The organism is Rhodopseudomonas sp. (genome assembly GCF_013377015.1).
GTDB lineage: Bacteria > Pseudomonadota > Alphaproteobacteria > Rhizobiales > Xanthobacteraceae > JARJEH01.
In genome coordinates, this window is sequence record NZ_JACABA010000004.1 from 178,863 (window position 1) to 203,212 (window position 24,350).

At 64.1% G+C, this 24,350-nt stretch carries 23 protein-coding genes; 11 read left to right on the forward strand and 12 right to left on the reverse strand.

All coding sequences use genetic code 11. The features are described 5' to 3' along the window. Positions 1-1,236 (forward strand): cyclic nucleotide-gated ion channel, encoded by a 1,236-nt coding sequence (locus HXX15_RS18265; RefSeq protein ID WP_296517796.1) that lies wholly within the window; start codon positions 1-3, stop codon positions 1,234-1,236. Positions 1,237-1,354: 118 nt separating this feature from the next. After that, positions 1,355-1,498: a hypothetical protein gene (locus HXX15_RS18270; RefSeq protein ID WP_296517798.1), complete on the forward strand. Its 144-nt coding sequence runs from the start codon at positions 1,355-1,357 to the stop codon at positions 1,496-1,498. Positions 1,499-1,543: 45 nt separating this feature from the next. Here the strand turns inward: HXX15_RS18270 and HXX15_RS18275 are convergent, their stop codons facing one another. Beyond that, positions 1,544-1,861, reverse strand: a complete 318-nt coding sequence (locus tag HXX15_RS18275) for a hypothetical protein (RefSeq protein ID WP_296517799.1) — start codon at positions 1,859-1,861, stop codon at positions 1,544-1,546. Between the two features lie 149 nt (positions 1,862-2,010). Between HXX15_RS18275 and HXX15_RS18280 the strand changes: the two genes are divergently transcribed. Beyond that, entirely contained in the window at positions 2,011-4,122 is a 2,112-nt protein-coding gene (locus HXX15_RS18280) for a molybdopterin oxidoreductase family protein (protein ID WP_296517800.1), read from the forward strand. A gap of 73 nt (positions 4,123-4,195) precedes the next feature. Here the strand turns inward: HXX15_RS18280 and HXX15_RS18285 are convergent, their stop codons facing one another. Then, positions 4,196-4,429, reverse strand: a complete 234-nt coding sequence (locus HXX15_RS18285; RefSeq protein ID WP_296517801.1) for a hypothetical protein — start codon at positions 4,427-4,429, stop codon at positions 4,196-4,198. A gap of 390 nt (positions 4,430-4,819) precedes the next feature. Continuing rightward, the gene (locus HXX15_RS18290) at positions 4,820-5,218 is read right to left on the reverse strand and encodes a hypothetical protein (protein ID WP_296517802.1); all 399 of its coding nucleotides are present in this window, start codon (positions 5,216-5,218) and stop codon (positions 4,820-4,822) included. Between the two features lie 76 nt (positions 5,219-5,294). Here HXX15_RS18290 and HXX15_RS18295 point away from each other — a divergent pair, with 76 nt between their 5' ends. From HXX15_RS18295 to HXX15_RS18305, 3 genes are all read left to right on the forward strand, one after another. Then, positions 5,295-5,639, forward strand: coding sequence for a hypothetical protein (locus tag HXX15_RS18295; RefSeq protein ID WP_296517803.1), 345 nt, complete (start codon positions 5,295-5,297; stop codon positions 5,637-5,639). 160 nt (positions 5,640-5,799) lie between these two features. Then, entirely contained in the window at positions 5,800-6,432 is a 633-nt protein-coding gene (gene ureG, locus HXX15_RS18300; protein ID WP_296517804.1) for an urease accessory protein UreG, read from the forward strand. Between the two features lie 256 nt (positions 6,433-6,688). Next, on the forward strand, positions 6,689-8,344 hold the full coding sequence (locus HXX15_RS18305) for an HWE histidine kinase domain-containing protein (protein WP_296517805.1): 1,656 nt from the start codon (positions 6,689-6,691) through the stop codon (positions 8,342-8,344). 117 nt (positions 8,345-8,461) lie between these two features. Here HXX15_RS18305 and HXX15_RS18310 read toward each other — a convergent pair whose 3' ends face one another. Next, a complete protein-coding gene (locus tag HXX15_RS18310) occupies positions 8,462-9,007 on the reverse strand; it encodes a sigma-70 family RNA polymerase sigma factor (RefSeq protein WP_296517806.1) in 546 nt (181 codons plus the stop codon). Between the two features lie 3 nt (positions 9,008-9,010). Next, the gene (locus HXX15_RS18315; protein ID WP_296517807.1) at positions 9,011-9,232 is read right to left on the reverse strand and encodes a NepR family anti-sigma factor; all 222 of its coding nucleotides are present in this window, start codon (positions 9,230-9,232) and stop codon (positions 9,011-9,013) included. A 216-nt stretch (positions 9,233-9,448) separates the two neighbouring features. Between HXX15_RS18315 and HXX15_RS18320 the strand changes: the two genes are divergently transcribed. Together HXX15_RS18320 and HXX15_RS18325 are read left to right on the forward strand one after the other, a co-directional pair. Next, positions 9,449-10,255, forward strand: coding sequence for a response regulator (locus tag HXX15_RS18320; protein ID WP_296517808.1), 807 nt, complete (start codon positions 9,449-9,451; stop codon positions 10,253-10,255). A gap of 304 nt (positions 10,256-10,559) precedes the next feature. Next, entirely contained in the window at positions 10,560-10,937 is a 378-nt protein-coding gene (locus tag HXX15_RS18325; protein WP_296517809.1) for a hypothetical protein, read from the forward strand. 48 nt (positions 10,938-10,985) lie between these two features. On the opposite strand, the gene HXX15_RS18330 is transcribed toward HXX15_RS18325, so the two are convergent. After that, positions 10,986-12,074 (reverse strand): AI-2E family transporter, encoded by a 1,089-nt coding sequence (locus HXX15_RS18330; RefSeq protein ID WP_296517811.1) that lies wholly within the window; start codon positions 12,072-12,074, stop codon positions 10,986-10,988. A gap of 192 nt (positions 12,075-12,266) precedes the next feature. Between HXX15_RS18330 and HXX15_RS18335 the strand changes: the two genes are divergently transcribed. Further along, positions 12,267-13,022, forward strand: a complete 756-nt coding sequence (locus HXX15_RS18335; protein ID WP_296517812.1) for a L,D-transpeptidase — start codon at positions 12,267-12,269, stop codon at positions 13,020-13,022. Between the two features lie 24 nt (positions 13,023-13,046). Further along, complete coding sequence (locus tag HXX15_RS18340; protein ID WP_296517813.1) at positions 13,047-13,706, forward strand: DUF2865 domain-containing protein; 660 nt, start codon at positions 13,047-13,049, stop codon at positions 13,704-13,706. A 1-nt stretch (position 13,707) separates the two neighbouring features. On the opposite strand, the gene HXX15_RS18345 is transcribed toward HXX15_RS18340, so the two are convergent. Continuing rightward, positions 13,708-15,801 (reverse strand): HAMP domain-containing methyl-accepting chemotaxis protein, encoded by a 2,094-nt coding sequence (locus HXX15_RS18345; RefSeq protein WP_296517814.1) that lies wholly within the window; start codon positions 15,799-15,801, stop codon positions 13,708-13,710. A 201-nt stretch (positions 15,802-16,002) separates the two neighbouring features. On the opposite strand from HXX15_RS18345, the gene HXX15_RS18350 reads away from it, so the two are divergent. Further along, positions 16,003-16,158, forward strand: a complete 156-nt coding sequence (locus tag HXX15_RS18350) for a Thivi_2564 family membrane protein (RefSeq protein ID WP_296517815.1) — start codon at positions 16,003-16,005, stop codon at positions 16,156-16,158. Between the two features lie 78 nt (positions 16,159-16,236). On the opposite strand, the gene HXX15_RS18355 is transcribed toward HXX15_RS18350, so the two are convergent. The 5 genes from HXX15_RS18355 to cysD form a co-directional block, all read right to left on the reverse strand. Further along, positions 16,237-18,414 carry a malate synthase G gene (locus HXX15_RS18355; RefSeq protein ID WP_296517816.1) on the reverse strand — a complete coding sequence of 726 codons (2,178 nt, stop codon included), beginning with the start codon at positions 18,412-18,414 and terminating at the stop codon, positions 16,237-16,239. A gap of 186 nt (positions 18,415-18,600) precedes the next feature. Continuing rightward, positions 18,601-19,812, reverse strand: coding sequence for a DUF1501 domain-containing protein (locus HXX15_RS18360; protein ID WP_296517817.1), 1,212 nt, complete (start codon positions 19,810-19,812; stop codon positions 18,601-18,603). 2 nt (positions 19,813-19,814) lie between these two features. After that, positions 19,815-21,263, reverse strand: coding sequence for a DUF1800 family protein (locus HXX15_RS18365; RefSeq protein ID WP_296517818.1), 1,449 nt, complete (start codon positions 21,261-21,263; stop codon positions 19,815-19,817). Between the two features lie 158 nt (positions 21,264-21,421). Then, positions 21,422-23,338, reverse strand: coding sequence for an adenylyl-sulfate kinase (gene cysC / locus HXX15_RS18370; protein WP_296517819.1), 1,917 nt, complete (start codon positions 23,336-23,338; stop codon positions 21,422-21,424). 23 nt (positions 23,339-23,361) lie between these two features. After that, the gene (gene cysD / locus HXX15_RS18375; RefSeq protein ID WP_296517908.1) at positions 23,362-24,156 is read right to left on the reverse strand and encodes a sulfate adenylyltransferase subunit CysD; all 795 of its coding nucleotides are present in this window, start codon (positions 24,154-24,156) and stop codon (positions 23,362-23,364) included. Between the last annotated feature and the right edge of the window lie 194 nt (positions 24,157-24,350).

Genomic DNA, 24,350 nt, shown 5'->3' on the forward strand with positions numbered 1-24,350 from the left:
ATGCGCGACCAACGGCCGCTCCATGCCAGAGCTAGGCAGTATATCTACGAGATTCTCGAATCGCATGCGCAGAGCACGCGTGTCGGCCTGATCGTCAATCGCTTCATTGTTTTCCTGATCCTGTTCAGCATCGCGGTTGCCGTGCTGGAATCCGACCCGCGGCTGCGGGCCGAATACGGCAGCCTGTTCTTCTGGCTCGAATTCTTCTGCCTCGTGATCTTCAGCGTCGAATATTACATCCGGATCTGGATCGCGCCGGAGCATCTGCCGTATCGGCAGATGCGTCCCCTGGGGGCATGCTGGTCGTTCATGATCAGCCCGCAGGGCATTGTCGATTGCCTCGCGGTGATGCCGCTGTGGGTGGCGATGCTGGGGTTCAATGATCTGCGCGTGCTGATCATCCTGCGCATGCTCCGGGTCTTGAAATTCGCGCGCTATTCGTCCGGGATGCGCTCGCTGCTCGAGGTGCTGGCGAGTGAACGCCGCGCGCTCACCGCTTGCCTGGTGATCCTGCTGTGCGCGACGCTGTTGTCCGCGACCGCGATGCATATCGCTGAGGGCCACGTTCAGCCGGACAAATTCGGCACCATTCTGGATGCCATGTGGTGGGCATTGGTGACATTGGCGACGATCGGCTATGGCGACGTGGTGCCGGCGACCGGGATCGGTAAGCTGATCGCCTCGGTCACCATCATCGGCGGCCTGATCATGATCGCGCTTCCGGTCGGCATCGTCGCCAACGCGTTTTCCGAGGTGATCCACCGCCGCGATTTCATCGTCAACTGGAGCATGGTGGCGCGGGTCCCGCTGTTCTCGCATCTGACCGCTGCCGATATCGCCCATATCATGCAGCTGTTGCAGGCCCGGCAGATCGATTCCGGCGATATCATCTTTCGCCGCGGTGAGCCCGCCACCGCGATGTATTTCATCGCCGAGGGCGACGTCGAGATCGAACTCGGACCGGAAGAAAACGGCCGCCGGATCCGGCTTGGGGCCGGGCATTTCTTCGGCGAGATCGCCGTGTTGAAAAGGGTGGAGCGTTCGGCGACCGTGAAGGCGGTGTCACGGGCCCGGCTGCTGGTGCTCGACGCCGCCGATCTTCGGGTTCTGATCAACCGCGAGCCGAGTATCGCGGCCAAGATCAACCAGATCGTTCAGGGCCGGACCGGCCGCAGCCTCAATCTGGAGATCGCCGATCTCGAAGGACAGGATGAGGTGACCAAGGAGCCGGTGTAGTTGCGGCCTGCCGTTACCATGCGGCGGCGTCGCGCTGGCGATGCGGCTGGTTTGATCTTCGTCAACGATTCGCGTCCGGTTTGTGCGCCATGATTTTGGTGCAAGATAGGAGGCGGCCATGACCCTCGATCTACTGCTGCTCGCCGCAGCCTTGGTGTCCGTGATCGTTATTTTCGCCGGCGTGATGATTGTGGGCGATTTCCAGGATCAGCCCTGCCACCGCGAACTCGACCCGAATCGGCGGGAGCCCCGGCTGTTCTGATCTGCAGCGCCGGTTCTCGCCGCCCTCTGCTCTTGCAGCGCTGGCTCACGAGGAACTGACGGTTTCCTGCGGCTCTTCGAAATGATACTTGCTTTCGCGCGGGAATTGGCTCGGCCAGGGCAGCACGGTTTGCTCAGCGATCGCTTCGATCAGCTTGCGTGCCGCGGCTGCGAAGCTCGAACCTGTCGCCAACTCGAGATCGTCGCAAAATGCCTGTGGCATCGGCTCTTGCTCGTCGAGCACCGCCAGCGCCGGGCTCCACCACCACGCGGCGGCAGGCGACCGCTGGGCCTCGTTGACGGCCCGCCATTCGGCGAACTCCTTCGCGGTGCGTTCGAACTGAAATCGTGTCGCCTGATGCATGGAATTGCCCAATTTGATCGATCTGACCGCCAATCTCGCGGTCGTTGAAAAACTGCCTATGGTCAGGACCGCTGTCACAACCCGCCAGAGCGTGGCGCTTGACCAGGATACCATTCTCGGCGCCGCATCTTGATGCTAGTGCTAAACGGATGAACCCGCACACGAAAATCGACATCCGGCACTCGACCTGTCCGCATGACTGCCCGTCGGCCTGCGCACTGGACGTCGAAGTCATCGACGGTGCCACGATCGGGCGGGTGCGGGGCTCGAAACTGCAAAGCTACACGGCGGGCGTGGTCTGCGCCAAGGTCGCGCGCTATGCCGAGCGGATTCATCACCCCGACCGGCTATTGTATCCGTTGCGCCGGTCCGGGCCGAAGGGCTCGGGACAATTCAGTCGGATTTCGTGGGATGAGGCGCTGGACGAGATCGCCGCCCGGTTTGACGCCGCCGAAAGCGCGTTCGGCGCGGAAGCGGTCTGGCCGTATCACTATGCCGGAACGATGGGCCTGGTGATGCGCGGCGGCGCCAATCGGTTGGCTCATGTCAAGAAGTACTCCCGCTTCTACTCGACGATCTGCTCCAACATCGCCCATGCCGGATACGCGGCGGGAGCCGGCAAGGTCGCCGGCGTAGATCCGCGCGAAATGGCGAAGTCCGACCTGGTGGTGATCTGGGGCACCAATGCGGTCTCGACCCAGGTCAATGTGATGACGCATGCGTCCCGCGCCCGCAAGGAGCGCGGCGCGCGGATCGCGGCGATCGACATCTACGACAACGACACCATGAAGCAGGCCGATATCAAGATCATCCTGCGTCCCGGCACCGATGGCGCCTTCGCCTGCGGCGTGATGCACGCATTGTTTCGCGACGGCTATGCCGACCGCGACTATCTGGCGCGATACACCGACTGCCCCGTCGAGCTCGAAGCCCATCTGGCGACCCGTACCCCGGAATGGGCGTCATCGATCAGCGGCGTGCCGGTCGAAGATATCGAGAATTTCGCCCGCGCCGTCGGCGAGACCAAGCGCAGCTTCTTCCGGCTCGGCTACGGCTTCACCCGTAGCCGCAATGGCGCCGCGCAGATGCACGCCGCGCTGTGCATCCCGGCCGTCACCGGCGCCTGGCAATACGAGGGCGGCGGCGCGTTCTTCAACAACGCGGCGATCTGGGAATTCGACCGGACCCTGGTCGACGGCCTCGACCGACTCGATCCGCGCACCCGCGCGCTCGATCAGTCGAAGGTCGGACGGATCCTGACCGGCGACGCCGAGGCGTTGGTGGGCGGACCGCCGGTGCAGGCGATGCTGATCCAGAACACCAATCCGATGAGTGTGGCGCCGGAACAGAGGCTCGTTCGCGAAGGGTTTGTGCGCGACGATCTATTTGTGGCGGTGCACGAGCAGTTCATGACCGAGACCGCGGAGATGGCCGATATCGTGCTGCCGGCGACGATGTTCCTGGAACATGACGACCTGTATTACGGCGGCGGTCAGCAACACATCTCGGTCGGTGCCAGCTTGATCGAACCGCCCGGCGAGTGCCGCAGCAATCACCAGGTGATCCAGGCGCTGGCGCAGCGGCTCGAGGCCGTGCATCCGGGGTTCGAGATGACGTCGCGCGAGATCATCGACGCGACGCTCCTTGCCAGCAACCGGGGCGGCATCGATCAGCTCGAAGCCGAGTTGTGGCGCGATCTGCAGCCGGAATTCCGCATGGCGCACTATCTCGACGGCTTTGCCCATGCCGACGGCAAGTTCCATTTCCGCGCCGACTGGAGCACCGTCAACGTACCGCGCAACCAGCCTATGGGGCCGTGGCGGGCGATGCCCGGACTGCCCGACCACTGGGCGGTGATCGAGGAAGCCGACGCGCAGTATCCGTTCCGGCTGGCGACCAGTCCGGCGCGGAGCTTTCTCAACAGCACTTTCAATGAGACGTCGTCATCGCAGGCGCGGGAAGGCGCTCCCACGGTGCTGCTGCATCCTGCGGATGCGGCACAACTCAGCGTTGTCGATGGCGACGCTATCGCGCTCGGCAACGAGCGCGGCGAAACCACGTTGACTGCCCGACTGAGCGATGGTTTGCGCCGTGGCGTCCTGATAGCCGAGTCGATTCATCCCAACCGCGCGCATGCGGGCGGTTGGGGAATCAATGTGTTGACCGGCGCAGACCCCGTCGCGCCGCATGGCGGCGCGGCGTTTCATGACAACAGGGTCTGGGCGAGGAAGGCAGATTCGCCGATCGCGAAACCCGACTAATCAGGCCGAATACCGGAACGGATATCGGCTGACGGCAGTCGTTTCGCTTCAAACGGCGAACCCTGCCCGGTGCTCAACGCTGATGGCCGAGCCCGATACCAAGCTTAAGGGCTTTCTGACGCAGCGATCCGACGGTCCGCTTGGTCAGCTTCGCGATCTTGATCACAGGGGTCTTCGCCTTGGAGTGAGCGCGAAGCTCCTTGACGTCGTCTTTGGTATATTCCCGGCGAGTAATCTTCGGCTTGGTCTTCGCCTTGGATTTTGCCGCGGTCTTCGTTGCAGTCTTCGCTTTGGTTTTCTTGGCCACTTAGTCGCTCCTTTATTGAAGCGTCCTTCTACTATACTCATTCGGGATCGACAATTCGGAATTTTGGGCTAATGAAGCGGCCACTGCGGCTCGGTTAGCAACAGTTTAAGGGCTGTTAGTTGAGATTTTGGCCGAAAACGCCTCAAATCTCGTCTTGGAGCGCTCTTGGAGCGCTATGTGTAGTGCATTGCGTGAGCCTGATGCACAAAATCGACCCAACTATGTCAACGGATTGATTGCGTTATCGGTCGATTCGTTGCAGCTGACCGCGGTTGCGTGGCCGGTCGGGTGCCCGAACTGATCTTCGCGCGAGATGTGTGGCAAAGCTGCGTGTGTTGAAGATGTAGTGAAGCTAACCGGATCGCCGGCAGATGCCGCGCTGCGCCGTCATCATCGCGGCGATTTGGCCTGCTGCCCGAGCACTGCGCGCGTTTTCGCCAAAACAGCATTACAATACTGCTCGCGATCCAGCCTGATCTTGATCTGCAGGTTCTTGAACGCGGCGACACGCCGGACGATCTCGTCACGTTCCCCGCGCAAACGGGCTTGGCTGTCTCGCTCGAAGCTGCCGGGTCCGATCGCCGCAGATCTTTCGGCGGCGGCAGTCTCGACCGCAAGTCTTTCGATGGCGAACGACTCCGCGACAGCTGGTTCGACGAGGGCTGGCTGCATAGCAGGCTTGCTCGGAGCACGCAGATCAATCGGGGTTGCCTTGGCGCCGATCACATCCTCGACAGTTTCCAAGGCGCGCTCGATCACTCCGTCGCGCTGTTGTTTCCAAGGTTTCATTCTTCGTCCCCACCAGCGATCAATCTGATCCAAGGATGTTGCATGCGTCAATCGGAATGAGGCCGCGACGCGGGCGGTGGATAAATTTGCTCACAACTTGCGTCTCGCAGCGGTAACCGGTAGCCAAAAAGAAACAGGAGAAGCCCTGATGGCAAAGATCGATCTTGATTCGCTGAGCATCGAAGAATTGGCCGCGCTGCGGGACAATGCAACCGACAAGTTGGCTGAAAAGGTTGCCGCGCGGCAGGCCGAGCTCGAAGCCGAACTTGAGCTGTTGTCGCGCTACGGCAAGTCGACGAAGAAGTCACCGCTGGCACCCGCCGCGAAGCCGAAGAAGGACCTGCTGTCCAAGGACGCATCGCCGAAAGATGCCGCGACCAAGGACGGCGCGGCGAAGGAGCAGGTCGCCAAGGCGGCCTGATCTTTGCCGATCGATGGTGCGGCCGGCCGCTGCGGTAGTGCGGGCTGCACCGAAGCCGGGCGGCTTGCAATATTTTGGCGCATCGTTCTTAGTTGCGATGCGGCGCGGTGCAAATCTCCTCGTGGTGGCAGTTGCAGCCTTGCGTCAGTGGGAACTTGCGATGTCTGACTATCACGGTCCTCTGCGTGTCGGCATCGGCGGCCCGGTCGGGTCCGGCAAGACCGCGTTGATGGACCTGCTTTGCAAGACCATGCGCGAGCGCTACGACATCGCCGCGATTACCAACGACATCTACACCAAATGGGACGCCGAATTCCTGGTGCGGTCGGGCTCGTTGACGCCGGATCGTATCGCCGGCGTCGAAACCGGCGGTTGTCCGCATACCGCTATCCGCGAAGATGCCTCGATGAATCTCGCTGCGGTCGCCGACATGCGGGCGAAATTCCCTAATCTCGACATGGTGCTGATCGAATCCGGCGGCGACAATCTGGCCGCGACCTTCTCGCCTGAATTGGCCGACCTCACCATCTATGTGATCGACGTCGCGGCCGGCGACAAGATTCCCTCGAAAGGTGGTCCGGGCATCACCCGTTCGGATCTGCTGGTCATCAACAAGATCGACCTCGCGCCGTATGTCGGGGCTTCGCTGGACAAGATGAACACCGACGCCAAGCGGATGCGCGGCGAGCGCCCGTTCGTGATGACCAATCTGAAGAAGAGCGAGGGGCTGGACCGGATCATCGGATTCATCGAAGCCAAGGGCGGCCTGAAGGGCAGGGCGCTGCCAGCTTGAGCCGTGGCTCGCGGAGCTGTCGGCCAGGGCCTGAGGATTCTTTTCGCGCGTCTGGAACCTAATCCACGGCTTGAGATTGATCCACTCTGGGGCCGATCGCCACGCGGATACTTACATTTGCCGACAGTCAGCCGAAGTTGCGTTTCGATGATCGCTTCTCCATGGTCGAGCGCGGAGTCGCGCCGCGCGCATGATTGGGTCAGGTTCGCTGGCCCGCGACGGCTTCTTTGCTCCCAACTCATGACTGAGTAAGCGCGTGGTTCGGCTGGGCTTCATCATCGGCTTGGTGGCGATTGTCGGGGTGCTGCTCTCCGGCCTCGCGGCCTATCGGGTGCATGATCAGGAAAAGACAATCGAGGGAATCGCGCTGGCGCGGGCGATCGATGTGCACGCCAGCCTGGTGCAGGAGCGGCTCACCGAGCGCGAATTGCTATCACGGGTTGCGTCCGGCCTGTTCCGGACGCCGTCGGTGATCAAGGCCGATATGCTGAAGCCGCTGCGCGCCTCGATCTACGCCTTCAAGACCGATTTCGTCGCTACAAGCTGGGTCGCGCGGTTGAAACCGAATGAAATCCAAGCGGCGCGTGCGGAATTGCGCACCGCCGGATTTGCCGATTCCACCATCCGCAACTTCGACAATATTCCGCTGGACCTGAAGTCGATCGACAAGCCGATCGACCTGGTGATGGACGTCGAACCCCGCAATGCCGAAACCAGCGCCTTTCCCGGCCGGTCGCTGGACGATCATCCGGTTCTGGGACCGATGTTCGCGCGCGCGATGGCCCAAGGGATGCCGATCGCGTCGGCGCCGCTATCGTTGTTGCGCGCCGCCGGTCCGCTCGGCGTGGCGTTGTGCGCTCCGGTGCTGCAGGACGGGGCCACCGAACCGGTCGGGTTCGTCACCTTCTCCTATGAGCTCGGGCCGTTGATGTTGGCGAATGACGATCTGTCGCTGTTTTCGGTGGCGCTCCGGGATCCGCGCAGTGCTGCTTCCGAACTGTTTGCCGATGACCGAGGCAGGGTGGCCGTGCGCGCCGAGAATCCCGAAGGCATCCCGCCGTCAGTGGTTCGCACGGTGACGTTCGGCGGCCGCGACTGGTCGCTGGCCTATTACGCCAAGGTCAATCCGTTCCCGCGCGCGCAGCAGATCGCGGCGATCGTGGCTGCGATCGGCCTTGTCTTGACCGGCATCGTGTGCGGGCTGTTCGGTTACGTTATCTACAGCAATTTGCGGCTTCGCCGCGAAATCCAGGTGCGGATTGGGTTCGAGCGCCGGTTGACCGCGGTGATCGACGAGTTGAATCACCGAGTGAAGAACATCCTGGCGGTGATCCAGTCGATCGTCACCAGGACCTTGCGCCATGGTGCGGACGTCGACGTCGCCCGCGAGCTGTTGATCGGCCGCATTCACGCGATGTCGAATGTCGTCTCGCTGCTGAGCGAGAGCCAGTGGCAGGGCGTCAAGTTGAAGGGATTGTTCGAGTCGCGGGCGATTCCGCATGCCGACCGGATCGCGGTGACTGGCCCCGATATTTCGGTCAGCGCCCGCGCTGCGCAGAGCCTGTCGCTGCTGTTCTTCGAACTGGCGTCACATTCCGACGAGGGGCTTTCGCTGGTCGGCAAGCATCCGCATATCGTGGCGCGGTGGGAAGTCGCCAATGAAGGCGCTGAGGCGACGTTTCATTTCCGTTGGGAGGAATTCAACACCAGCGCGGCGACGCGGCGGGACGACAGCGAGTTCGGAATTATCCTGCTCGACCGCGTCGCCCCGGAAGCGCTTGGCGGCGCCTCGAAGCGATATTTCACCGATGTCAGCTACGTCTACGAATTGACTGCGCCGATGGAGACCGTGGTCGATCTGACCGAGCGCGATCGCACCGACCGGCTTTCGGCACCGCCGATCAGGGGTTGATCGATGCGCAGGCCGGCAATCGAATGGCGGGCTGATCCCGCCACAGCTTCGCGCTCATGACAAAGGCGGCCCGCGCCGCGGGCCGCCTTGCTATTTTCTCTTGCCGCGATGCGAGGCTTAGCCGTTGCTGCCGATCACCGCCCGAACGGTGTTGTCCGGACCGAAATCGTCCGCTCCGTCGACGTAGAGCAGCGCGCTCAGCTTCGATCGCGCGCGGTTGACGCGGCTCTTGATGGTGCCGACGGCGCAGCCGCAGATGGCGGCAGCGTCTTCATAGGAGAAACCCGAGGCACCGACCAGGATCAAGGCTTCGCGCTGATCCTGAGGCAATTTCTCGAGCGCGGCCCGGAATTCCTCGAACTCCAGATGGGCGTGCTGGCCCGGCTGCGTCTTCAGCGTCTTGGCGTAGTTGCCATCGGCATCCTCGACCTCGCGCCGGCGCTTGCGATAATCCGAGCGGAACAGATTGCGCAGGATGGTGAACAGCCAGGCCGGCAGGTTGGAGCCGGGCTGAAACGAGTCGATATTGGCCAGTGCGCGGAGCAGCGTCTCCTGCACCAGGTCGTCGGCGCGATCGCCATTGCCGCTCAGCGAAATCGCAAAAGCGCGCAGGCTCGGCACCGCAGCCAGAATATCGTCGCGGAGTGAATCGGTGAGGGGCATCAATCAATCCCTCCCATCGGTTTTGGGGGCCGGCTCGCCGGAATCGGGTTTGGGGTCGTCCAACCTCTTGATCAGTTCCGCGAACCGGTCGGGGACACCTTGGCGCACCACATCGTCGTACATCGCGCGCAATTGATGCCCGATCCGCGACTGAATCTCAGCGTTGAGGCCGCCTTGCTTTCCGGGCGCGGACTTCTTGTTGGCCTGAGCCTTGAAATCTTTCATGTCGGTTCCAATGTCTTCCCCAAGGGGCGTCCCCTCAAACAATGGGGATTTTGCTTGATTTTTGAGGCCTTTGCAGCGTCTCTGCACGGGTAATTCAGAACCGGCCGCAAAGTTCCCGAAGCGATGGAACTTTTGTTGGGCTGGGGCGTAGACATCGTACGTCGGGGAAAACCAAGGTCACCCAGCTTTTTGGCCGCGACTTTATATGGAGTAGGGATGTCACGATCACAGCTAGTTGCTGAGCATTTGCCGTTGTTGCGCCGCTATGCCCGGGCCCTGACCGGAAGCCAAGCCTCCGGCGATGCCTATGTCGGAGCGATGCTGGAGGCCCTGCTGCAGGATCCGTCGTTGCTCGACGAACAGCACGGCCCGCGCGCCGGTCTGTTTCGGCTGTTCACCCAGATCTGGAATTCGGTCGCGCTGAACGACGATACCCATGTCGCAACGCTGCCGATGCCGTCCGAGCGCCGGCTCTCCAACATCACCCCACTGCCGCGTCAGGCTTTTCTGCTGCTGTCGCTGGAGGGCTTTTCCGAAGAAGAAGTCGCCTACATCCTGCGCACCGACGTGGCTGAAATCCGCAAGCTGACCGACACCGCCGGCCGCGAGATGGCTGCGGAGATCGCCACCGACGTGCTGATCATCGAGGACGAAACTTTCATCGCGATGGATCTGGAAAGCCTGGTGAAGAATCTCGGCCACAACGTGATCGGCGTGGCGCGCACCCATTCCGACGCCATTGCGCTGGCCAAGACCAAGAAGCCAGGCTTGATCCTGGCCGACATCCAGCTGGCCGATGGCAGCTCCGGGCTCGACGCCGTCAACGAGCTGTTGAAACTGTTCGAAGTGCCGGTGGTGTTCATTACCGCCTATCCGGAACGCTTCCTGACTGGCGAGCGGCCGGAGCCGGCGTTCCTGATCTCGAAGCCTTTCCAGCCGGCGATGGTGTCGGCGGTCGCGAGCCAGGCGCTGTTCTTCCAGCGCAATTCGCGCAATCGCGCGCCCAACGCCGCCGTCTCCTGAACGACTCGAGCAACGACACGGCGGGGCGGCTTGACCGTCCCGCTTTCGCTTGAGCTGATTTCCAGATGATCGCGAAAAACAGGGCGCAGCCGGCATCACCGCGGCTGCGCCCTGCATCGCCGGCCAATATGGGGCAGAGGGACCGACCGGCTTTCTATAAGACGCCTGTCCAGCAAATGCGTTCCGCGTCCGCGGCGGCATTTTTTCAACACGCCTAATTGATTGCGATAGGAGAGAACCCGACCGCCGGTTCGATCGTTGCTTGTGAGATCGCCAGTCCGGCGACGTAACAGCGGTAGCCACTATGTCACAGACTCTGCGGGGAATGATTCTCGGCGTCATCGCCATCACGTCGACGCTCGGCGCGGCGCAGCTGGCGGCCGGCGGCGACCTCACCCAGATCGGCCTGAGGACAGAGCCGTCGCCGACGCAGGACATCAACCGCGCCGCCAAATCCGACCGCGCCGACGGAGTCCGTCAGCATCATCCCAGCCAGACCGTCTCGGTCAATCTGGCGGATCAGTCGATCGTGGTGCGGATACCCGTTGGCCAGGCCGGCCCCAGTCAAGATCTTCTGATGCCGCCGGTCAACGCAAGGCGGGCCATGGTGGCTTGCGAGCCGCCGGTCAGCGTGCTCACCGAGGTAGCCAAGCTGCTGCAACCCGGCCGCTGCGTCACCTGACGCGAGCGGACAGCAGATCACCCGATCAAGACGGTGTGACGGCGCGCGCTAATTGCCTGGCAGGTTCGGCGCGTCATCGGGCATCAAATGTTCCTTGAGGACCAGGGCGACGATTAGCAGCGGCGACGCCAGAAAGCCGCCCATCGGTCCCCATAGCCAGGTCCAGAACGCCAGAGCGATGAACACCGCCAGCGCATTCAATGACAGCCGGCGGCCGATGATGGTCGGCGTAATGAAGTGGCCTTCGACAAAGGTCAGGCCGGCAAATGCCAGCGCCGCGACCAGCCCGGCCCCCAACGTCGGAAAGCTGATAATTCCGACCACCGTCAGGATCACGAACATCGCGAACGGTCCGATGATCGGGAAGAAATTCAAGGTCGCGGCTAACGCCCCGAGCCCGGCCGGGTTGGGCATTCCAGCGACCGCGCAGATCACGCCGGTGGCGGCGCCGTAGCAGAGATTGATCACCGTCACCGTCAGCAGGTAACCGCCGAGGCTGCCCTCGATCTCGTTCAGGATCCGCAGCATCCGCAATCGCGCGTCGCGGCCGGCGAAGGTCATCACCAGGGCGCGGCGCAAGTCCGTCCAGCTTGCGACGAACAGTACCAGGGTGGCGAGAAACAGCAGGATCTCGGTAAAGGTAGGCGACAGGAATTCGAAGGTCGGCTGCATCCAGTCGATCTTTGGCATCTCGATCGCCGCCGCCGGAAGCGCATCGCTGCCGCCCAGCGTCACCTGCAACTGCCGCCACATTTGCACCGGACCGTCGAACACGTGCAGCTTGTCCCGCAGCAGCGACCCCAGTTCCGGGAGCCGGCTGCTCCACTGCACCAGCGGCGCCGAGATCAGGCCGACAATGAAAGCGACGCCGGCCAGCGCGACGGTCACGATCAGGATCGCCGAGACCGCGCGTGGGATCTTGCGCTGCTCCAAGAAAGACGCGGCTGGCGACAGCATGGTGCCCACCACGAAGGCCGTCACGATGGGAAGAAAGAACGGCTTGGCGACGTAGAGCGCCGCAACGATGACGATCACCAGCAACCCGACCAGGGCGACAGCGACGATTTCGATTCGCCGGGTGCTGCCCGGAAGCGGCGTGGTGACGGACTCGACGGGAAGCATACGCAATTCATTCATCCAAGGTCGGCGCTGACGCGCGATAGGCCGGTCCGGCGCTGCTCAACTAGGCCGAGCTGCCAAAGTTCCGCCTCCCGGAATCGGTCGCGGGCGAATAGCACCCGCTGCTCCCCGCCCGATGGAACGCTTGGTCACGCATCGCGTTGATCCGGCGAAAAACATCAACGCGATGCGCAGCAAGAGGCAGGGGCCATGGCAAGGACTATTTCGAGCACTTCCGCGCTAGGTACAAAGCTTCTGATCGCTGCGGCGTTGCTGATCATCCCCGTGCTGGCAACCCAAGCCTCGGCGCAGACGCTGGGCTATGCCGCACAGCCGCAGGCCGAACCGTTCGATTCCGATAATTCGGCGTTCGAGCCGCCCGCGGCCGACAATGACGTCCCGGATCGGCTTCGCCGCGCCATCGTCGCCTATGACAGCCGCGAGGCGCCCGGCACCATCGTGATCGATACCGTCAACACGGCGCTGTACTACGTGCTCGGTCAGGGCAGAGCCATTCGCTACGGCGTCGGCGTCGGCCGCGAGGGTTTCACCTGGTCCGGTGTGCAGACCGTCACCCGCAAGGCGGAATGGCCGGATTGGCATCCGCCGGCGGAAATGATTGCGCGCCAGCCCTATCTGCCGCGCTTCATGGCCGGCGGGCCGGGCAATCCACTCGGCGCCAGGGCGATGTATCTCGGCAATAGCGTGTACCGGATTCACGGCACCAACGATCCGTCGACGATCGGCAAGTTCGTCTCGTCAGGCTGCATCCGCCTGACCAATGCCGATGTCGAGGATCTGTTCAGCCGGGTCGAGGTCGGCACCAGGGTCGTGGTGCTGCCGAAATCCGCGCCGCGACGCTTCGAGGCCCGTGGTTCGGAAGCGCCTCGCCAAGTCTCTTTGACGCCAGCGCGTTCGTCGGCGGATCAGCAGGCATTGAACCCATCGAATTCATCGATCTACTAATCTGACGGGACCGGAGGTCCAAAGATGCGCAGGTCAAGTCAAGTCGGAATGTGTGCGGCGACGCTGCTTCTGATCGCGGGTGCCAGCCCGGCCGCGAACGCGCAAGATTTCTTCAGCGCGCTGTTTGGCGGGCTGGTCGCGCCGCAGCGCGCCGAGGCGCCGCCGATGGTCACCTTGCCTTATGCCGATGAACGCGGCGTGGTGGAGCGGCCCGCCGTTTCGTCGCCACCCGTCCGCAGCGTCGCGTCCGGCGGCAGCCAGGCCTATTGCGTGCGAACTTGCGACGGCCGTTACTTCCCGCTCTCCGCCACCGGCGGTCAGAGCAAGGCGGGATCCTGCAACAGTTTCTGCCCAGCCAGCGAGACCAAGGTGGTCTATGGCGGCGGGACGATCGACAATGCGGTGACCAAGAGCGGCAAGCGCTATTCGGAATTGCCCAACGCGTTCAAATATCGCAGCGAGATCGTCGCCGGCTGCACCTGCAACGGCAAGGACCAATTCGGTCTCGCCAAGGTCCCGCTCGACGACGATCCGACGGTGCACAAGGGTGACATGATCGCCACGCAGGATGGCCTGATGGTGGCGCGTGGCGGGACCGGCGGCGACCGCGAACTGAAACTGTCGCGGGTATCCGGCCCGATCCGTGCCGGCTCCGAGCGGGTGCCGGTGGTGGCGTCCGACTGAGTTAAGCCGCCCTGATCTTGTCGAGGAAGTCATCGACCTGATGGCGCAGTTGCTGGGCTTGGGTGCCCAGCGTCTGAGACGCCTGTTTGACGTTTTCCGCCGCCGCGCCGGTGGCGTCTGCGCCGGCCGTCACGCTGCCGATGTTATCGGAAACGTTTTTGGTGCCCTGCGCGGCCTGTTGGGTGTTGCGGGTGATCTCCTGGGTCGCGGCGCCTTGTTGTTCCACCGCGGCGGCGATCGCTGTCGCCACCTCGTTGACTTCGCCGATGATGCCGCCGATCGCCTTGATAGCGTCGATCGCCTCGTTCGCCACCTTCTGCATATCGGCGATCTGTTCGGAAATATCCTCGGTCGCCTTGGCGGTCTGGCTGGCGAGCGATTTGACCTCGCTGGCCACCACGGCGAAGCCGCGACCGGATTCGCCGGCGCGCGCCGCCTCGATGGTCGCGTTCAGCGCCAGCAGGTTGGTCTGCGACGCGATGTCGTTGATCAGCCCGACGACCTCGCCGATCCGGTTCGCGGTCTTGGCGAGGCCCTGCACGGTTCCGTCGGTCTCCTGCGCCTGGCTGACCGCGCGGCTGGCGATTTCCGAGGCGTGCGAGGCCTGCCGGCTGATATCGTTGATCGACGCGCTCAGCTGCTCCGAGGCCGAGGCGACGCTCTGCACGCTGGCCGATGCGTCTCCCGATGCCCGCGCGGCGATGCGAATGCTGTCATTGGCCTGGCTCGATACTTCCGACATGCCTTCCGACGTGGTGCGCATCTGGCTGGCGGCGTCTCCGAGCAGTTCGAGCGTTTGCCGGACCTGGCCTTCAAACGCGCCGATGTAGCCATCGACCGACTGTTGCCGCTTGGCGGCCTCGACGTTGCGCACGCGCTCCAGCTGCTCGGTTTGCTCCTTGGCTTCGGCCTGCTGCTTGAAGGTGCCGAGCGCCCCGGCGAGCGAGCCGATTTCATCGCTTCGCTCGACATAGCCGATCGTCACCGCGAGGTCGCCCGACGCCACTTTCAACATCGCGTCGCGAATCTTGTGCAGCGGGGTGATGACGCGGCGGCTGATGGCGATCACGCTTCCGACGGCCAGCGCTATTGCGACGGCGAGAAAGATCACCCGAAGGATCAGCGCGCGCCAGGCGTCGGAACTCTGGGCGCCGGCGTGCGCCTTGGCTGCATCGAGTGCCGCGTCCGCGACGTTGACCGCCTTTGACATCCGCTCCACCGTCAGCGGGCTCCACTGGTTCGCGGTCAGTTCCGGTTTTGCGCCCGTCATCAACGCGTCCAGCAGTCGATCGCGCAGCGCGAGGTAGGACGGATCGAAATAGGCCGCCTTGGTCGCAGCCATCGCTTCGACCAGCGGAGCCGGCAGCCGCATGCCGGATTGCGCCAATTCCAGCGCATTCCATGCGGTTTCGGTGCCGCCCAACAATCTGGTGTAGGCCTGCTTGGCTTCCGGCGCGACTTTGCCCGCGGCGAGGCCGTTCGAGATCAGCAGCGAACCTTCGCCGGCGGTGCTGCGAAGCAGCCAGGCGGTTTGCTTGATCGCCAGCAATTGGTCGATCTCCGCATCGGCATGATTGACGTTGGCGGCCAGCCGCCCGGACAGTTTATCGAGCGTCGCCACCAGCGCCGTTGTGGTGTCCATATATTCGGTGCTCAGCGACGCGCGGCGTGAAGCCTTCGGCTTGCCGACCTCGTTCCAGAATTCCTTCTGTTGCGCGGTCAGGGTGCTGAACAGGCGAGCCAGCTCGGGCACCAGGGTTTTCTGTTCCGGGAAGTCGAAATCGCCCAGCTGCGTGAGCGCCGTAGCCATCGCCGGCATTTCGACGTCGCGCAGGCCGCGGAGGTATGTCTCGATCGCGGCGTCCATCGGCTGGTCGGAATTGAGCAGGCGCGACGTGGTCGACCTGTCGGTGCGCAGATTGTTCATCGCCTTGAACAGGTTCGACGAGGCTTCCGCCACCACCAAGATGCGCTTTGCCTCGCCGAGCCGGCTCCAGGAGTCCCAGGCGCTCGAGAGTAGGATCAGCACCACGCAACTGGACATGATCGCGATCACGGTTTTGAGCAGCGTGGCGACGGTCAGGCGGTTCAGCATGGGATTTCCTCAATGGTTTCGTTGAGGGTAAGGGATTATTGGTAAACATTTCAGCTGTGGGTGGCCGGCCCGGTATTTCTACCTGAAATCCGGAATGAGCGAGTTCCGAATACGGAACCTAATGTTCCATCGTGCGTTCAATATGACGCAGCCGGTGCTCTTGTTGCCCTAACCGAACTCACATCTCCGAGGGATTCCCCCATGCTGATTGGTATTCTGATTACGTTTCTTGTCGTTATCCTGGTGCTCTATTTGATCGGCCTGTTGCCGATGGATGGCCGCGCCAAACAGATCGCGCGCGCCATTGTGATCGTGATCGGCATCATTTCGCTGTTGAAATATCTCGCGGTGTTCTGAGCCCTTCCTGACGCTCAAGAAAAAGGCCCCGGCAAATTGCCGGGGCCCCGTGATTAGCAGCGAAACCGCATTGATCGCCTACTTCAGGTCCTGCAGATGCGCCGCCTTGGCCTCGCGGCGGCGGATGTGCAGGATGAACTCGGTATAGCCGTTCGGCTGCTCGCGGCCCTTGAAGATCAGGTCGCAGGCCGCCTCGAACGCCACGCCGTCGAAATCCGGCGCCATCGGCCGGTACAACGGATCGTCGGCGTTCTGCTTGTCGACCACCACCGCCATCCGCTTCAGCGATTCCAGGACCTGGTCGTGGGTGACCACGCCGTGGTGCAGCCAGTTCGCCAGATGCTGGCTGGAAATGCGCAGCGTGGCGCGGTCTTCCATCAGCCCGACGTCGTGGATGTCCGGCACTTTCGAGCAGCCGACGCCCTGGTCGATCCAGCGCACGACGTAGCCGAGGATGCCCTGGCAGTTGTTGTCGATCTCCTGCTTGACGTCGTCCGGCGCCCAATTCGACTGCGACACCGGAATGGTGAGGATGTCGCTCAGCTTGGCGCGCGGGCCGCCCTTCTTCAGTTCCTGCTGGCGTGCGTGGACGTCGACCTGATGATAATGCAGCGCGTGCAGCGTCGCGGCGGTCGGCGACGGCACCCAGGCGGTGGTGGCGCCGGCCTGCGGATGGCCGATCTTCTGCGCCAGCATGTCGGCCATCTTGTCGGGCGCCGCCCACATCCCCTTGCCGATCTGGGCGTGGCCGGGCAACCCGTCGATCAACCCGATATCGACGTTCCAGTCCTCATAGGCCTTGATCCAGGGCTGCGCCTTCATCTCGTTCTTGCGGATCATCGGACCCGCTTCCATCGAGGTGTGGATCTCGTCGCCGGTGCGGTCCAAGAAACCCGTGTTGATGAAGACGATGCGCTTGGAGGCGTTCTGGATGCAGGCCTTGAGGTTGACCGTGGTGCGGCGCTCCTCGTCCATGATCCCGACCTTCATGGTGTTGACCGGCAGGCCGAGCATGGTCTCGACCCGTCCGAACAATTCGCAGGTCAGCGCCACCTCGTCGGGGCCGTGCATCTTCGGCTTGACGATATAGACCGAGCCATGGCGGCTGTTGCGGATCTTGCCCTTGGTCTTGAGGTCGTGGATCGCCATCAGCCCGGAGACGGCGGCGTCGAGAAAGCCTTCCGGAATTTCCGCGCCCGCGGAGTCCAGCACCGCGTCGGTGTACATGTGATGGCCGACATTGCGCATAAGCAGCAGACTGCGACCATGCAGCTTGATCTCGCCGCCGTTCGGCGCGGTGTAGACCCGATCCTCATGCAGCGTGCGCTGCACGGTCTTGCCGCCCTTCTCGAAGTCCGCCTCCAGCGTGCCGTCCATCAGCCCCATGGTGTTGCGATAGATCAGCACCTTGTCGTCGGCATCGACCGCCGCGACGCTGTCTTCCATGTCGAGGATGGTGGAGACCGCGGATTCCAGGATGATGTCGCAGACGCCGGCGGAATCGTCCTTGCCGATGATGTGCTTGCGATCGATCCGGATGTCGATGTGCATGCCGTGATTGACCAGCAGGATCGCGGTCGGTGCGGCGGCGTCGCCGAGATAGCCGGTGAATTGCGTCTGGTACTTCAGCGTGGTCAGCTTGCCGTCTGCGAGCTTCACCGACAAATGTCCGGCGATCACGCTGTAGGCGGCGACGTCGCTATGGCTGCCGGTCGCCAACGGCACCGACTGGTCGAGAAACGCCTTGGCTTTGGCGATCACCTTGTCGCCGCGCGCCTTGTTGTAGCCCTTGCCGGCCTCGGAGGGGTCATGCGGAATCGCGTCGGTGCCGTACAGCGCGTCGTACAGGCTGCCCCAGCGCGCATTCGCCGCGTTGAGCGCGTAGCGCGCATTGCTCAGCGGCACCACCAGCTGCGGCCCGCACAGATGGCCGATTTCCCGGTCGATATTGGCGGTCTCGACCTGCACCGTCGCAGGCTCCGGCAGCAGGTAACCGATCTCCTTGAGGAAGGTGGTGTACGCCGCCAGATCGATCGGCTTGCCCTTGTGGGTGCGGTGCCAGGTGTCGATCTTGCCCTGCAGCGTATCGCGCAGTGCCAGCAGCTTGCCGAGCTTCGGCGCCAGATCGTGGACGATTCCGGCCAGGCCAGCCCAGAAGGCGTCGGGCGTCACGCCGGTATTGGGTGCGGCTTCCTTGGCGATGAAGTCGAACAGGACAGGCGCGATTTTCAGGCCGTGGGCGTCAATACGATTCATGTTGGGATTTCTCGCGAGAAACGGCGCCAAACGCGCCATTTTCAGGGGTCAACGGACCCGCCGCCGCAAGCCGGCGTCCGGGGCGCCCCTTTTAGCGCCAAAGCCGGGCCAATGAGAAGGGGCTGTTGCCGTCGGGACTGCTGACTCCCGCTAGGCGGGCAGCCCGACCCTCGACTGAATCGGACCTTAAATGACCAGTCCCTGCGCCGGCTTCACCAGCGCGCTGTCGGGGAAGACGCTGTCGGCGAGCACGGCGGCGCTGATCCCCAGATGATCGTGCAGCACGCCCTTGATGATGGCGCGCAGATCGGTGGTCGGCGCGAGGTCGCGGGCCTCGTATAGCTGCGCTTGCTTCAGGCCGGGCCAATCCGCAATCACCCGGCCGCCTTTCACCGCGCCGCCGCAGAGCAGCGCCACCGTGCCGGTGCCGTGGTCGGTGCCGGATGTGCCGTTGATCTTCGCGGTGCGACCGAATTCGGTGGCGACCAGGATCACGGTGTCGCGCCAGCGCGGGCCGAGGCCGGTTTCGAATTCCGCCAGCGCGCCGTCGAGCCCGCCGAGCAGTTGCGCCAGTCGCCCGACCGGGCCGCCCTCGTTGGCGTGAGTGTCCCAGCCGTCGAAATCGAGCGCGGCGACCCGCGGGCCGTCGTCGGCGGCCATCAATTTCGCGGCGCCGCGCGCCACCTGCCGCATCGCCACGATCGCATTGCCGCCGGGCTTCTGCTTCATGTCGTCGCCCTGCGCGATCTTGTCGAGCTGCACGCCCTGGCTCAGCGCCGCCGCCAGCGCGGGATCGCGATGCTGATAGAGCTCGATCAGCCGCGCCGCGGTGTCTTCTGCCGCCTGCGGCAGCGTCGCCGGCGACCAGCCCACGGTCGGCGCGGCGCCGCGCAGCACCAACGGCGTGGTCGGGCCAATCGCCAAAGCGCTGGCGATTCGCTCGCCGCGCGGCAGCGCTTCGACCGCGCGATTGAGCCAGCCGGATTGCACCCGGCCGGGTCCGGCGAGGCCGCTTTCCAAAACATCCTGGCCGTCGAAATGCGAACGGTCGCGATACGACGTCGCCACCGCGTGCACCACGGCGGCTTGCCTGGCCCGGACCATCCGGGCGAATTCCGGCATCGCCGGATGTAGTGCGAAAAAGGAATCGAGTGCGATTGCCGGATGCGGCCCATCGCGCGTCAAGGCGATTGCGCCGTGCAGGCCGGCGTAGTCGGGATCGCCTGTCGGCGCCACGGTGGCGAGCCCATCGAGCGCGCCGCGCAAAATGACGACCACGAGGCGTGGATCGCGACGATCGGCGGCGCGGGCGAATTTCGGCAGATAGGCCCAGCCGGCGAACGAGGCGCCGCCGTGCAGCAGCGCGCGCCGCGAAGTGATTAGCGATGAGGCTCGCATCGTCATCTCCTCTGGAATTCCGGCGACATCAACAACAGCGCCAGCGCCTGCTGCCGCGATTCCGCGCGCCCGATCACGTCCCTGGTATCCACCGACGCGGCCGCACCGGCCACGACGTCGAGCAGCTCGCGGGCGTCCACGTTTTCGCCGATCCGGGAGGCGGTCTGAGCGGCGATATCGAGCCGCAGCTTGAGGCCTTCGGGCGCGGCCCAGGCGGCGTTGCTGTCGGCAAAGCCGTTCGGGCCGGGCGGTGTCCACAATGGCTGGCCCAGCGTGTTGAGCCAACCAAGATAGCGACCGGGTTCGTCGGGGATCCGCGCCAGCAATCGCCCGCTCGCCACCAGATACTCATAGGGCGAGCGGATCTTGCTCAGCGGCGCCTGCCAGGCTTCGTCGGAGCCGATCAGCGCCAGCGTTAGCGCCTTGAGGTCGCCATCGGTTTTCAAAAAGACATCTTGCAGCTTCGCCACCAACGCCGGTGGCGGATCGTCGGCGACGAAATGCGTGGCGAATTTCCGCGCGATGAATTTGGCCGTCGCGGGTTGCCGCGCCAGATCGGCCAGCGCCGCTTCGCCTTGCGCCACGCCGGCGTCGTCGTAATTCTTGCCGAGCAGATGCTGCGGCCCCGGCTCATGCGCGTTGGCGTTGAAGATGAAGCTGCCGGGTAGGCCGAGCTTGCCGTCGCGGCCGGCGAAGCTCCAGCCGGTGATGATCCGCGCCAGCGACGTCACATCCTCTTGCGTATAGCCGGAGCCGACGCCGAGCGTGTGCAGTTCCATGATCTCGCGGGCGAGATTTTCGTTCAGCCCGCGCTTGCCGTTCTGCCCGGCCTTCGAGGCCGGGCCGATCGATTGCTGGTTGTCGAGGAAGAACAGCATCGCCGGATGCTGCTCGACCGCGCGGAGCATGTCGCCGAACTTTCCCAGCAGATGCGGACGGATCGCCTCGCGTTCGAACGCGCCGGCCCAGATCCGCGCCGGCTCGCCCTTGTTGGCGGAAATGCAGAAATGATTCGACCAGAACGCCACCAGCCGCTCGACCACGCCGCATTCGGCGATCGACGCGCGCTGCATTCGCGCCAGCGCCTCGGCGCGAAAGGTCTTCTGAATCACGTTGAGGGGCGCCGGTGCGGCGGGCTTCGCATCGGCTGGCTTCGGCGCGTCGGCCGGCGGCGTCATCATGGCCTCGGCCGGCATCGCGGCCGCCACTTTCACCGCGGCCTCGCGCGCCTGCTTGACCTCGTCCTGATAGGCGAACATCGCCTGTCCCAAAGCCGGCGTCGACAGCAGGCCGGGGCCTTCCAGCAGCGCCGCATCGGCGCGGTTCAGCTCGGCAAGCACAAAGCCGCGCGGATCGGACGCGGCATGGGACAGATCGCCCGACGAACCGCCGCGGGCGCCGAAGCCGAAGCGGTTGAGTGCGACGAGACCTGCTTGCCAATCACGGGCCACGGCTATTCTCCAGCTGCGCGTCGTCGAACGAGAGCGCAGCGCGATTATAGCGCAAGCAGGGATGAACCCGGCGTGAAGGCCGCGATCACGATGCAGTCAGCAGGATGGCGTCTCGCGCCATCGGCTGCTTGTTCCCGACGTGGAACGACGGCCGCGCGTCAGATATTCGCCGCGAGGTCGACCAGCTCGTCGAACAGCACGCCGGTCTTGGCCAGCATCAGTTCGATGGCGTCGGTGGCCTCGGCGACCGAGCCGGTCGAGGTGTCGATCGTGAGCTCGTTGCCGACCGGCGGCTGATAGTCATTGCCGATGCCGGTAAAGCCCTTCAACGCGCCAGCGCGGGCCTTGGCGTAGTGGCCCTTGGGATCGCGGCTCTCGCACACCTCGGCGGGGGTCGCGACGTGGATTTCGCGAAACAGCTCGGCGGCGATCCGCCGCGCCGCGGCGCGATCCTCCAGCGCTGGCGATACCGCCGCGACGATCGCGATGTGTCCATTCCTGGCCAGATGCGTTGCAATCTCGGCGAGGCGACGGATGTTCTCGGCGCGATCTTCGGCCGAGAAGCCGAGATCGGCATTGAGCCCGGCGCGCAGCGTGTCGCCATCGAGCAGGATCGGCGAACCGCCGCGCGAAAACAATCGACGCTCCAGCGCCAGCGCCAGCGTCGATTTGCCGGAGCCGGGCAGGCCGGTCAGCCACACCACCGCGCCGCCATGGCGATAGCGCGCCAAGCGCTCGTCCGGTCGCAGCGCCGACTCCACCGGCACGATATCGACGGGAATTGCGCGTGCGCCGGCATCGACGCTGAGCACCAGCCCGCCGCCGGCGATCCGGCCGCCGACCTCGATCACCAGTCGTCCGGTGCGCGGATTGTCGCTTGCCGGGTCGGCTGCCACCGGCTGCGCCAGCGCGATGTCGATCTCGCCGACATGATTGCGCGCGATCGCCTTGGCGGCGACGCTTTCGAGATCGCCGGGATCGACCGCTTTCTCGATCGCCACCACGGTGGCGCGGGTTTCCCGCGTGCCGAGCCGCAGCAGGATCGAGGCGCCGGGCAGCAGCGGCTGATCATGCAGCCAGAAGATCCGCGCCCGCAGCCGTCGCGTGTCGCGCGGCGCCGCGCCGACATGGGCAATGACGTCGCCGCGCTCGATGAACAATTCGCGATCCAGCGTGATGCCGACCGAGCGGCCGGCGCCTTGCGGTCCGCTCACCGGCGTCACCGGCCAGCTCTCGACCGATTTGATCCTCGCGATCTTGCCGGCCGGCATGATCACGATCTCGTCGCCGGTTTGCAGTTGGCCGGATTCAATGCGGCCGGCGACGATGCGGCGGTCGTCGAATTTGTAGATCGCCTGCACCGGCAGCCGGAGGGCCAATTGATCGAGTGGCCGCGCCGGGATCAGTGCGTCGAGCGCTTCCACCACGGTGGGGCCGTCGTACCAGGCGATATTCGCGGTGCGTTCGGCGACGCCGTCGCCGTCGCGCGCCGAGATCGGGATCACCGCGGCCGGCGTGACGCCGAGTTCGATCAGATGCGCCGAGATTTCGTCGCTGATTTCGCGGAATCGCGCTTCCGAGAAATCCACCCGATCCATCTTGTTGACCACCACGGCGACCTGCTTGACCCCGAGCAGATGCAGCAGATAGCCGTGCCGCCTTGTCTGGTCGCGCACGCCTTCCAGCGCGTCGATGATCAGCACCGCGCCGTCGGCCTGCGAGGCGCCGGTGATCATGTTGCGCAGGAATTCGGCGTGGCCCGGCGCGTCGATCAGCACGATGTCGCGCGAGCCGGTACGGAACGAGATCTGTGTGGTGTCGATGGTGATGCCCTGGTCGCGCTCGGTCTGCAGCGCGTCGAGCAGGAACGACCATTCGAACGGCATGCCGCGCCGGGCGCTGACGGCTTTCAGCATTTCCAGCTTGCCATCCGGCAGCGAGCCGGTCTCGTGCAGCAGCCGGCCGACCAGCGTCGACTTGCCGTGATCGACATGGCCGACGATGACGATGCGGACCAGCGGACGGGTGGTGCCGTTCGGCGTGGCGAGGGAAGCGGGCGGGACGGCGATGGTCATGGCATCACTCACTTGAGGTCTCGTCACAGATAGCCGGCGACGCGAAGCCGCTCGAAGGCGTCCTCGGTCTCGTGGTCGAGCGCGCGGCCGGCGCGTTCCGGCACCTTGGTGCTGTCGAGTTCGGTCAGGATCTCGTCGATGTTGGAGGCATTCGACGCCACCGGATTGGTGATGTCGGCATCGCCCAGAGAGCGATAGCGCTTGCCGTTCTGTGCCAGGTACAACGGGATGATCGGGATGTTTTCGCGCTTGGTGTAGGCCCAGATGTCGGCCTCGGTCCAATGCAGGATCGGATGAATCCGCAAGTGAGCGCCGGGCGGCGGCGAGGCGTTGAACTGGTCCCAGAATTCCGGCGGCTGGTCGCGGACGTCCCATCCGCCCTCGGTGCCGCGCGGCGAAAACACCCGCTCCTTGGCCCTTGTGGCTTCCTCGTCGCGGCGAATGCCGGCGATCAGCCCGTCGAAACCGTATTTGGCCAGCGCCAGCTTCAGCCCTTCGGTCTTGCGTGCGGCGGAGCGGGCGGCGGGCGGCAACGTCGGATCGATGCTCTCCAGCGGCGGGCAGTAATCGACCTTGAGATCGAGGTCCCATTCCTTGGCGTATTGATCGCGGAACGCATACATCTCCGGAAATTTCTTGCCGGTGTCGACATGCAGCGCCGGGAACGGCACCTTGCCGAAGAACGCCTTGCGCGCCAGCCAGATCATCACATTGGAATCTTTGCCGAGCGACCACAGCAGCGCCAGCTTCTTCAGCCGCGCGAAACCTTCACGGAAAATGTAGATGCTCTGGGCTTCCAGTGCGTCGAGGTGATCCATCCCGGGCGCCGCCAAAAATTCCTGACGCGGCGGCGCGGGCAGGCCCGGAACGCTGCCCTCGCGGTGCAACGGCTGGCCGCGATGATCGTTGCTGAGAAGGTTCATGTCTTCCGCTTGGCGTTTGAGGGTAAAAACTTCTACAGTTGCACTGCAATATAGAAGAAATAAATTTCTCTTTGCAGCGCTTGCAAGAG

Coding starts and splice junctions, on each gene's coding strand:
- HXX15_RS18265 (WP_296517796.1), top strand. CDS start 1: ATGCGCGACCAACGGCCGCTCCATGCCAGAGCTAGGCAGTATATCTAC.
- HXX15_RS18270 (WP_296517798.1), top strand. CDS start 1,355: ATGACCCTCGATCTACTGCTGCTCGCCGCAGCCTTGGTGTCCGTGATC.
- HXX15_RS18275 (WP_296517799.1), bottom strand. CDS start 1,861: ATGCATCAGGCGACACGATTTCAGTTCGAACGCACCGCGAAGGAGTTC.
- HXX15_RS18280 (WP_296517800.1), top strand. CDS start 2,011: ATGAACCCGCACACGAAAATCGACATCCGGCACTCGACCTGTCCGCAT.
- HXX15_RS18290 (WP_296517802.1), bottom strand. CDS start 5,218: ATGAAACCTTGGAAACAACAGCGCGACGGAGTGATCGAGCGCGCCTTG.
- ureG (WP_296517804.1), top strand. CDS start 5,800: ATGTCTGACTATCACGGTCCTCTGCGTGTCGGCATCGGCGGCCCGGTC.
- HXX15_RS18310 (WP_296517806.1), bottom strand. CDS start 9,007: ATGCCCCTCACCGATTCACTCCGCGACGATATTCTGGCTGCGGTGCCG.
- HXX15_RS18315 (WP_296517807.1), bottom strand. CDS start 9,232: ATGAAAGATTTCAAGGCTCAGGCCAACAAGAAGTCCGCGCCCGGAAAG.
- HXX15_RS18320 (WP_296517808.1), top strand. CDS start 9,449: ATGTCACGATCACAGCTAGTTGCTGAGCATTTGCCGTTGTTGCGCCGC.
- HXX15_RS18325 (WP_296517809.1), top strand. CDS start 10,560: ATGTCACAGACTCTGCGGGGAATGATTCTCGGCGTCATCGCCATCACG.
- HXX15_RS18330 (WP_296517811.1), bottom strand. CDS start 12,074: ATGAATGAATTGCGTATGCTTCCCGTCGAGTCCGTCACCACGCCGCTT.
- HXX15_RS18335 (WP_296517812.1), top strand. CDS start 12,267: ATGGCAAGGACTATTTCGAGCACTTCCGCGCTAGGTACAAAGCTTCTG.
- HXX15_RS18340 (WP_296517813.1), top strand. CDS start 13,047: ATGCGCAGGTCAAGTCAAGTCGGAATGTGTGCGGCGACGCTGCTTCTG.
- HXX15_RS18345 (WP_296517814.1), bottom strand. CDS start 15,801: ATGCTGAACCGCCTGACCGTCGCCACGCTGCTCAAAACCGTGATCGCG.
- HXX15_RS18350 (WP_296517815.1), top strand. CDS start 16,003: ATGCTGATTGGTATTCTGATTACGTTTCTTGTCGTTATCCTGGTGCTC.
- HXX15_RS18355 (WP_296517816.1), bottom strand. CDS start 18,414: ATGAATCGTATTGACGCCCACGGCCTGAAAATCGCGCCTGTCCTGTTC.
- HXX15_RS18360 (WP_296517817.1), bottom strand. CDS start 19,812: ATGCGAGCCTCATCGCTAATCACTTCGCGGCGCGCGCTGCTGCACGGC.
- cysC (WP_296517819.1), bottom strand. CDS start 23,338: ATGACCATCGCCGTCCCGCCCGCTTCCCTCGCCACGCCGAACGGCACC.
- cysD (WP_296517908.1), bottom strand. CDS start 24,156: ATGGATCACCTCGACGCACTGGAAGCCCAGAGCATCTACATTTTCCGT.